9 protein-coding genes are annotated in these 6,589 nt (G+C 65.7%); 5 read left to right on the top strand and 4 right to left on the bottom strand.

Annotated features, from left to right (window positions below; translation table 11 throughout):
* From ACI944_RS10070 to ACI944_RS10060, 3 genes are all read left to right on the top strand, one after another.
* A partial coding sequence (locus tag ACI944_RS10070) for a phosphate acyltransferase (RefSeq protein ID WP_411718912.1) occupies positions 1-158 on the top strand: 158 nt, incomplete at its 5' end.
* A 469-nt stretch (positions 159-627) separates the two neighbouring features.
* Complete coding sequence (locus ACI944_RS10065) at positions 628-867, top strand: hypothetical protein (RefSeq protein WP_411718911.1); 240 nt, start codon at positions 628-630, stop codon at positions 865-867.
* 94 nt (positions 868-961) lie between these two features.
* The gene (locus ACI944_RS10060) at positions 962-1,663 is read left to right on the top strand and encodes a hypothetical protein (RefSeq protein WP_411718910.1); all 702 of its coding nucleotides are present in this window, start codon (positions 962-964) and stop codon (positions 1,661-1,663) included.
* A 95-nt stretch (positions 1,664-1,758) separates the two neighbouring features.
* Here ACI944_RS10060 and ACI944_RS10055 read toward each other — a convergent pair whose 3' ends face one another.
* A complete protein-coding gene (locus ACI944_RS10055; protein ID WP_411718909.1) occupies positions 1,759-2,310 on the bottom strand; it encodes a PAS domain-containing protein in 552 nt (183 codons plus the stop codon).
* 170 nt (positions 2,311-2,480) lie between these two features.
* On the opposite strand from ACI944_RS10055, the gene ACI944_RS10050 reads away from it, so the two are divergent.
* Positions 2,481-2,666 (top strand): hypothetical protein, encoded by a 186-nt coding sequence (locus ACI944_RS10050; protein ID WP_411718908.1) that lies wholly within the window; start codon positions 2,481-2,483, stop codon positions 2,664-2,666.
* 84 nt (positions 2,667-2,750) lie between these two features.
* Positions 2,751-3,167 carry a hypothetical protein gene (locus tag ACI944_RS10045; protein WP_411718907.1) on the top strand — a complete coding sequence of 139 codons (417 nt, stop codon included), beginning with the start codon at positions 2,751-2,753 and terminating at the stop codon, positions 3,165-3,167.
* A 113-nt stretch (positions 3,168-3,280) separates the two neighbouring features.
* Here the strand turns inward: ACI944_RS10045 and ACI944_RS10040 are convergent, their stop codons facing one another.
* The 3 genes from ACI944_RS10040 to ACI944_RS10030 form a co-directional block, all read right to left on the bottom strand.
* A complete protein-coding gene (locus ACI944_RS10040) occupies positions 3,281-3,964 on the bottom strand; it encodes a haloacid dehalogenase type II (protein WP_411718906.1) in 684 nt (227 codons plus the stop codon).
* A 306-nt stretch (positions 3,965-4,270) separates the two neighbouring features.
* A complete protein-coding gene (locus ACI944_RS10035) occupies positions 4,271-5,482 on the bottom strand; it encodes a glycosyltransferase (protein ID WP_411718905.1) in 1,212 nt (403 codons plus the stop codon).
* A 65-nt stretch (positions 5,483-5,547) separates the two neighbouring features.
* A partial coding sequence (locus tag ACI944_RS10030; RefSeq protein WP_411718904.1) for a glycosyltransferase family 4 protein occupies positions 5,548-6,589 on the bottom strand: 1,042 nt, incomplete at its 5' end.

Genomic DNA, 6,589 nt, shown 5'->3' with positions numbered 1-6,589 from the left:
ACAAGTTACTGCAGCGGTTGGGCGGGGCTGAGGCGATCGGGCCGATGCTCGTCGGCATGGACAGACCCGTCCACGTCCTCCAGCGCGGCGACGAGGTGAAAGACATCGTCAATCTCGCCGGCGTCGCCGTTGTCGACGCACAGTCAAACGGGGAGTAGTCTCGAGCGTAGCAGGCGGCGTTTTTCGCCCACGGTTTTTGGCGAGCGGGTTGCGGAGCGATCCCGAGGCGAAACTGGTGGAGGACGAAGGTGTAAGAGCGTTGCTCGGGACTGTCCGCTGATGGCTACAGAGCCTCTAGTGTCGATCGAACGCCCGGAACGACCGCCTACCGACGATCGGTTTATATCCCAGAGTGGACAACGTCTTATAGAGACGGGAACACGTCTCAGTATTCGGTTCCGGAAGCGCCGCGGTGGGTGGTGTCGGCCGCACCTCGGCGGCAACGAGGGGCAAAGTGGTGAACAATGGCGGCGAAAACGGCTGCTTCCCGCCGAAGGGGGTCATAGAATATGGGGGCAAATCGACCTCGGAGACGGCGGCGTTCGGCCGTTCACGAGCGAGGCTTCGTCGGGCGAACACACCACGCCCCGGGACGCGCCGGAGGTACCCCGAACCCCCGACGCGTTTTTGAGCACGCTCATTCAGTGGTTCGTTGGATCGGGGAACGACGGACAGCCCGAGCTGGCGTTCATCAATTCGATGCTCGCCCGGGAGTTCCTCCGGGAATTCAGCGGCACGGAACGCTACGATGTGCCACAGCCGGAGGCGTATCCCCACGAACAGCGCCATCCGACAGAGTACAGTGTTCGGGACGTGCCCCCGAAAGGAGTCGTCACCGTGGTGATTCAAGACTTCGAGTCCGTGTAGCGTGCCAGACCGTCGTCACGCCGGGGATTGATGCGTCCGGGCTCCCAAGCGTCGGTATGCTCGGGGCATCCGAATGCGGACGGAGGCGGCTCGGATGACGCACGATTCGGACGGGGATGGCGGGGCGGCCGCCCCCGACGGCTCGGCGGAGTACCCGTCCGTCCCCCACGGTCGACTCCGTGAGGACGGCTGGGAGCTGCGCTCGAAAACCGAGGAAACTGTCTTTCAGATGCCCGTGGCGTCCGTCATCGGTTATACGCTTTTTTACGAGGACGCCCGGCTACGCGAGGCGATCGAGGCCGCCGACGCGGTGGAGCCCCCCGCCGGCGCTGACGAGGACCACCTCGTCGCCGCGGGCGGGAACAGCACCTGGCGGTTCTTTTTTGCAACCCGGCTGTCGTTTCGGCCGTCGTTGGCGCCGGGGATCGGCCCGGCGTCGCTGCGCCCGACAGTGTCGAGCCAGGCGAAGCGGACCTTCGCCGACGACCTCGAGGCGCGGGGGTTCGAGGACGTCGAGAGTGGCCGGAGCCAGCGGTTCCGGGCCGACTCGGGCGACCGTGGGCGGCTCCGGAAGTTCACGGCGTATCTCCCCCTCGGTGGCGAGTCGACCCCGGAGCGGATCGGCGTCGAGGGCTGGCTCGCGGTCTGGGCGACTGGCGGGTCCTTCCGGATCGCCGGGGGGGCATACCCCGTTTCCGGAGTCAACTCACTCCTCGGATCGGCGTCGGACGCCCCGTCGGCCGATCCGGGGACGTTTCGCGAGGAGTTACTTTCGGCGATCCGGGCGGTCAGCTGAGACGGAGCAGCGGCGTATCGGGCGCCATGGCTGACCGTCCGGGCGACCGGCTTCCGGCGCGACAGCGACGACCGATCAAGTAGATCTCAGGCGGCTCACCGGCCGTTTCCGACGGCTTTCTGCACACCGACCCAGTTTGCGATGGCTCCAGAGGCCCCCTCAAACGGGACGAGCGAGACCCGATTTCGGAACTGAGAGCCGTCACGGCGGTAGTTTCGGAGTTCGACGGTCACCGGCTCCCAGATCCCGATCGCCTCGGCGAGGTCGGCCACGGGGTCGGGCTGTGTCGACGGTCCCTGGAGTAGCCGGAGGTTCTCGCCGCGGACCGCAGAGAGCGGGTAGCCGGTCAGCGTCCGGAACGTCCGGTTGACGTAGATCGTCGGCGTGTCTTGAAACGCTGGCCCGGCAAGTGTGAGCCCAAGCGACGCGTCGTCGAGTACCCACAGCCGCCAGACGAGATCCCGTTCCAACGCGCTCAACGCGCCGAACGACGGGAGATCGTCGGGACCGTCGAACGCGTCCGGCGAACCCGCCTGTTCGATCCGATCGGCGGCAAGCGAGCCGCTAGCAGGGAGATCGACGACGCGATCCCGGAACGCTGCCGTGTCGGCCCGGAGGCTCTCAACGAGTTCGCCCCTATGAGACATATGTATTAGTGCCATCTATCCGTAGGTAGATGCGAAACAAACGCCTGTCGGCTTCGGACTGCGGCTTTGGACGGCTCACGGGATGTATGTCTCAGCTTGAACGGCGGGCTGTATCCGGCAGCCGCGACGGCGGGCGACAGTACCAACAGGCTCGGGGCCGTATCAAACGTATGAACGAAGGTAACTACACGGTGACGTTTGCGGTACCGCACAACCTGACGAATGGCGACGACACCGAACTCTCGATCCTCGGCTACGACGACTTCGGAAGCATGTACGAGTTCGAGCTCACCGACGGGTCGACTCGATCCGTCGGCAAACAGCTCGTCGCGGACATCGTGCCGATCGACGGATGACCCCTCAGGCGTGACAACGGCGTTCGCGTTTGGCCGGTCGAGACACGGCGACAGGGTCAAGCGCTCCGAACGTGTATCACTAGCATGATTCGTGCCCTCCTGGCCGCGCTCGGCGCGTCCATGACGCTGTTTCCGAATCGGATCCTGCGTGGCTACGAACGGATTGCCTTTGAGGACCCCAGCGAGGCGACGGCAAAGACGTGGCTCCCCACTGCGATACGCACCGAGGGCGTCCTGTACGTCGTATTAGCCGTTGTCGGCGGGACAGCCTACGGGGCGTTCGTCCGTCTTGTCGGGGTCGTCGGCGCGGTCGTGGCCTGCGTCCCGCGGCGGTATCTCGGGTGGGGCGGCCGACTCGCCTACGAGCGATCTGGAGAACTCCGCTGGCGGGAGGGCTTCGTGACAGCCGTTCGGGGGTTGGGGACCCTCCTCGTGGTCCTCGCGATCCGGAGCGTTCGTCAAGGGAAAAAAGCGGACTCAGAGAACGGCGCGGAGAGATAGAGGTAGTTCCTGTCGCCGGGATCGCAGCGTCTCACATACTGACTGGTGGGAGTGAACTCGCCGACGAGTGTCGGTCCCGATCGGTGTTCACCGGTACCCGGTGACAGTCGGCCTCAAACCCCCAGCGCGTCGGCGAGCTCGTGAAAGCTCTCGACGGTCAGATCCGGTTCGGGGCCGTAGGTTCCCCATGGCTCGCCGGTCCGATCGAGGCGGACGCCATACATGCCAGCGTGCATCGACCCCTGAATGTCGAAACTGGGGCCGGCAACGTGAGCGATCGACTCGATCGGCGTGCCCGTTCGGGCGGCGGCGTGGCGGTAGATCTCGGCGTCAGGTTTGAACGTCTCGACCTCGTGGGCGCTCACCGTGTCCTCGATCAGGCCGCCGATGTCGGCGTGCTCAACCATCGACTCGAGCATCTCCGGATTGCCGTTGGAGACGACGTAGACTGGGTAGCCACCCTCGGCCAGGCGTCCGATCCCGTCCCTGACATCGTCGAAGACCTCGAGTTCGTGATACACCGAGAGGATCTTCTCGACGGTGTCGTCAGCCAACTCGACATCGTGGGCCGCAAGCGCGTAGCGAAGCGCATCGCGGTTCATATCGTAGAAGGGCTGATAGCCGTCGACGAAGTTGCCAATCATCGTGTATTCGATGGACTTGGTCCGCCAGACATCGGAGATGGAGTCGGTCGCCTCGACGTACTCGTCAAGGGCGTCAACCGCCGCGGAGGGGTCGACGAGCGTTCCGTATGAGTCGACGGTGACCGTCTCGACTGCGTCGGGATCGAAGGACATGGTTCGAGGTGTCGTGCCGTTTATAAAAGGGTGGCGCGCGGACGACGCGAACGCGGCGACGGGGTCGCCGCATCAAGTGCATGGGTGAGGTCGCGCGTCTGCGTGCCGTCGTCGAACAGTTCAGAGGCCTCGCCATACTCATGTCGTGATGATTGGCGCGGTATTTGATGCAACGCCCGCGGGCGAGTTTGGAGGCTACGCAGGCAGTATGTGCTTCGACGTGCGTGCTCTCAGGAGAGGGTTCGGTACGGCGAAATAGCGTTATTTCGGCGTTACAGGTGTTTTGAATCGCGAGAGGCTGAAGCATTACTCGTGGTACTGTCCGTACCACTCCGGCTCCGTCCGCGAGCTCTCAGCGGCGTCGGCGACCGCCGATCGGATCCCGTCGTGGAAGCTCGACACGGAAAACCGATCGGCGAAGGACGCGATTTCGCCGGGAGACCACTCGACCCCCTCGGTCTCGAACGTTGCGACGGATTTTCGGATCCCAGCCGGGCCCGCCGCGCGGTCGTGTGTGTATCCGTTCTTTCCCGGCACAACTTGGTACTGTGTCATGCCCTCGTCGACACCCAACAGCGGGGTACCCGCCGCGAGCGCCTCCACGGGCGCGATGCCGAAGTCCTCGTCACGGCCGTTGAATACGAACCCCTTTGCACCGGCCAACAGCTCCCGCTTGCGAGCCTCGGAGACGAACCCCTCGAACGTGACGTTTTCGCCCGCCATCGCCTCGAGCGCGTCGCGTTCCGGGCCGTCGCCGGCGACGACCAGCCGCTCGTCGAGGCCGTCGAACGCCCGCACGATGCCGTCGACATCCTTGTGCCAGTCCAAACGCGACAGCGTCACGTAGTAGTCGCCGGTCTCGGCGTCCGTCGGCGCGTACGAGTCCGTGTCCACCGGCGGGTACACGACCCTGATGTCGCCTTCGGAGATCCCCCAGTACCGGAGCAGGCGGCGTTTCACCAACTCGGAGTTCACCACGAACAGGTCCGGCCGGTGGGTGTTGTGATCGTAGGCGACCCGCATCGCGTAGTACAAAAGCAGCTTCAGCGGGGCGAACCGCGAGGACGCGACCTCGGTGATCTGGTCGGACTGCCGGCGGTTCGTGTGGTGGACGTACGCCACCCACGTCTGGTCGGCCGGCGCGACGTAGAAGAGGGGTTCGTTCCCGCTCGTGACGAGGACGTCGTGCTCCCGCAACGGCGACGCGACCTGCCAGCCGAGCAGGTGCGCGAGCTGTCTGGCGAGGCCGCCGCGTTCGAGCGCCCACTTGAGTATTCGGCCGTCGATGAGCTGTTGGGGGTCGAGGTCGTCCGGTTCGATGGCCGGCTCCCGCCAGCCCACGTAGAACGGCGCGTCCTCGAAGACGCGGGCCAGCTCCCAGGCGAGGCGGTCGCCGCCGCCGTCGGCGTGTTCGCCCCAGTGGGCGACGGCGACGCTCCCGCATGAGGGTTCCGTATCTCCGTCCTCGCCGCCGACGCTGTCGTCGCCGCCACGGGGCGAGCCGCCGTGCTCGGTCATCACTTGCCCTGTAGCCCCCACGGGCATATCGTTCACGCATCGTCCCGACAGTCGCCGCAGGCTGTTCACTCGCTCGCGTCGAGCACTCGCTCGTACGCGGCCTCGAACTGCGGCACGACCGCGTCGGGGTGGTACTGGTCGTCGACGAACTCGCGGTTCGCTGCTCCGATCTCGTCCGCACGCGAGGCAGCACGCTTAATCGCATCTGCCAAGGCCGTCGGATCGCCGGGGGCACAGAGCAGCTCGTCCTGCGGGACGGTCTCAGCCGGTCCCCCGACGTTCGTCGCCACGACGGGCAACCCTGCCTGCATCGCTTCGAGGATCGTCCGTCCGAACGGCTCCGGCCACACGCCGGGGTGGACGAAGACGTCGGCGTCCGCGTACGCCCCCGTGACCCGGTCGTAGGGGATCTCGCCGGTGAGTTCGATCCGATCGTTCGCGTCGCTCGCGGCGGCCCGACGTTCCAGGGCCTCTTTCTGTGGCCCGCCGCCGACGATTGTGAGCTCGAACGCCGACGACAGGTGGTCCATCGCGTCGATGAGATAGCGAACGCCCTTCGAGTCGCGGAGATAGCCGACGTACAGCAGCCGGGTGCGCTCGGAGTCGCCCGCAGTCTGTTCGGGTGCTTCGAAGGACGGGTCCAGCATGTTCGGCACTACTTCGTAGTCGGCGTCGGCGAACCCGTGCTCGCGATAGACCCGCTCCACTGCGCCACTGAGCGGGAGAAACAGGTCGATGGATCGCATCTGTCGCTTCAGGCGTGGCCGTTCGAGCCGGAGAAGGGTCCGCTGGTACACCTTCCGCTGGAGCGACGGCGTGACGCCGACGTGCTCCCAGTCGACGAGCGGGTAGGCGTTCAGCGTCGCGACGGCCGGGACGTCGAGATGCGCCGAGAGGCGGCCGACTGCCGGATGGAGGTGCATGTTGTACGCGTGAAGCACGTCACAGTCGGGACGCGCCGCGCGGAGCTTCCGGTGGGCGATCTCGTTCGGGAGCGTGTAAGGGTACTGGGCCACGTCAGCGAGTCGACGGACCGCAACGCCGCCTACGGTCTCTTCGGTGTCCCCGTCGAAGGAATACACCGTCACGTTAGCCACGTTTCGCTCC

Source organism: Natronomonas sp. (genome assembly GCF_046710025.1).
Taxonomy (GTDB): Archaea; Halobacteriota; Halobacteria; order Halobacteriales; family Haloarculaceae; genus Natronomonas.
This window is presented reverse-complemented; position numbering and strand designations above follow the sequence as displayed.

What these genes read in the sequence shown, in the direction of transcription:
- ACI944_RS10060 (WP_411718910.1), top strand. Translation starts at nt 962, where the DNA reads ATGACGCACGATTCGGACGGGGATGGCGGGGCGGCCGCCCCCGACGGC.
- ACI944_RS10050 (WP_411718908.1), top strand. Translation starts at nt 2,481, where the DNA reads ATGAACGAAGGTAACTACACGGTGACGTTTGCGGTACCGCACAACCTG.
- ACI944_RS10035 (WP_411718905.1), bottom strand. Translation starts at nt 5,482, where the DNA reads ATGACCGAGCACGGCGGCTCGCCCCGTGGCGGCGACGACAGCGTCGGC.
- ACI944_RS10055 (WP_411718909.1), bottom strand. Translation starts at nt 2,310, where the DNA reads ATGTCTCATAGGGGCGAACTCGTTGAGAGCCTCCGGGCCGACACGGCA.
- ACI944_RS10040 (WP_411718906.1), bottom strand. Translation starts at nt 3,964, where the DNA reads ATGTCCTTCGATCCCGACGCAGTCGAGACGGTCACCGTCGACTCATAC.
- ACI944_RS10045 (WP_411718907.1), top strand. Translation starts at nt 2,751, where the DNA reads ATGATTCGTGCCCTCCTGGCCGCGCTCGGCGCGTCCATGACGCTGTTT.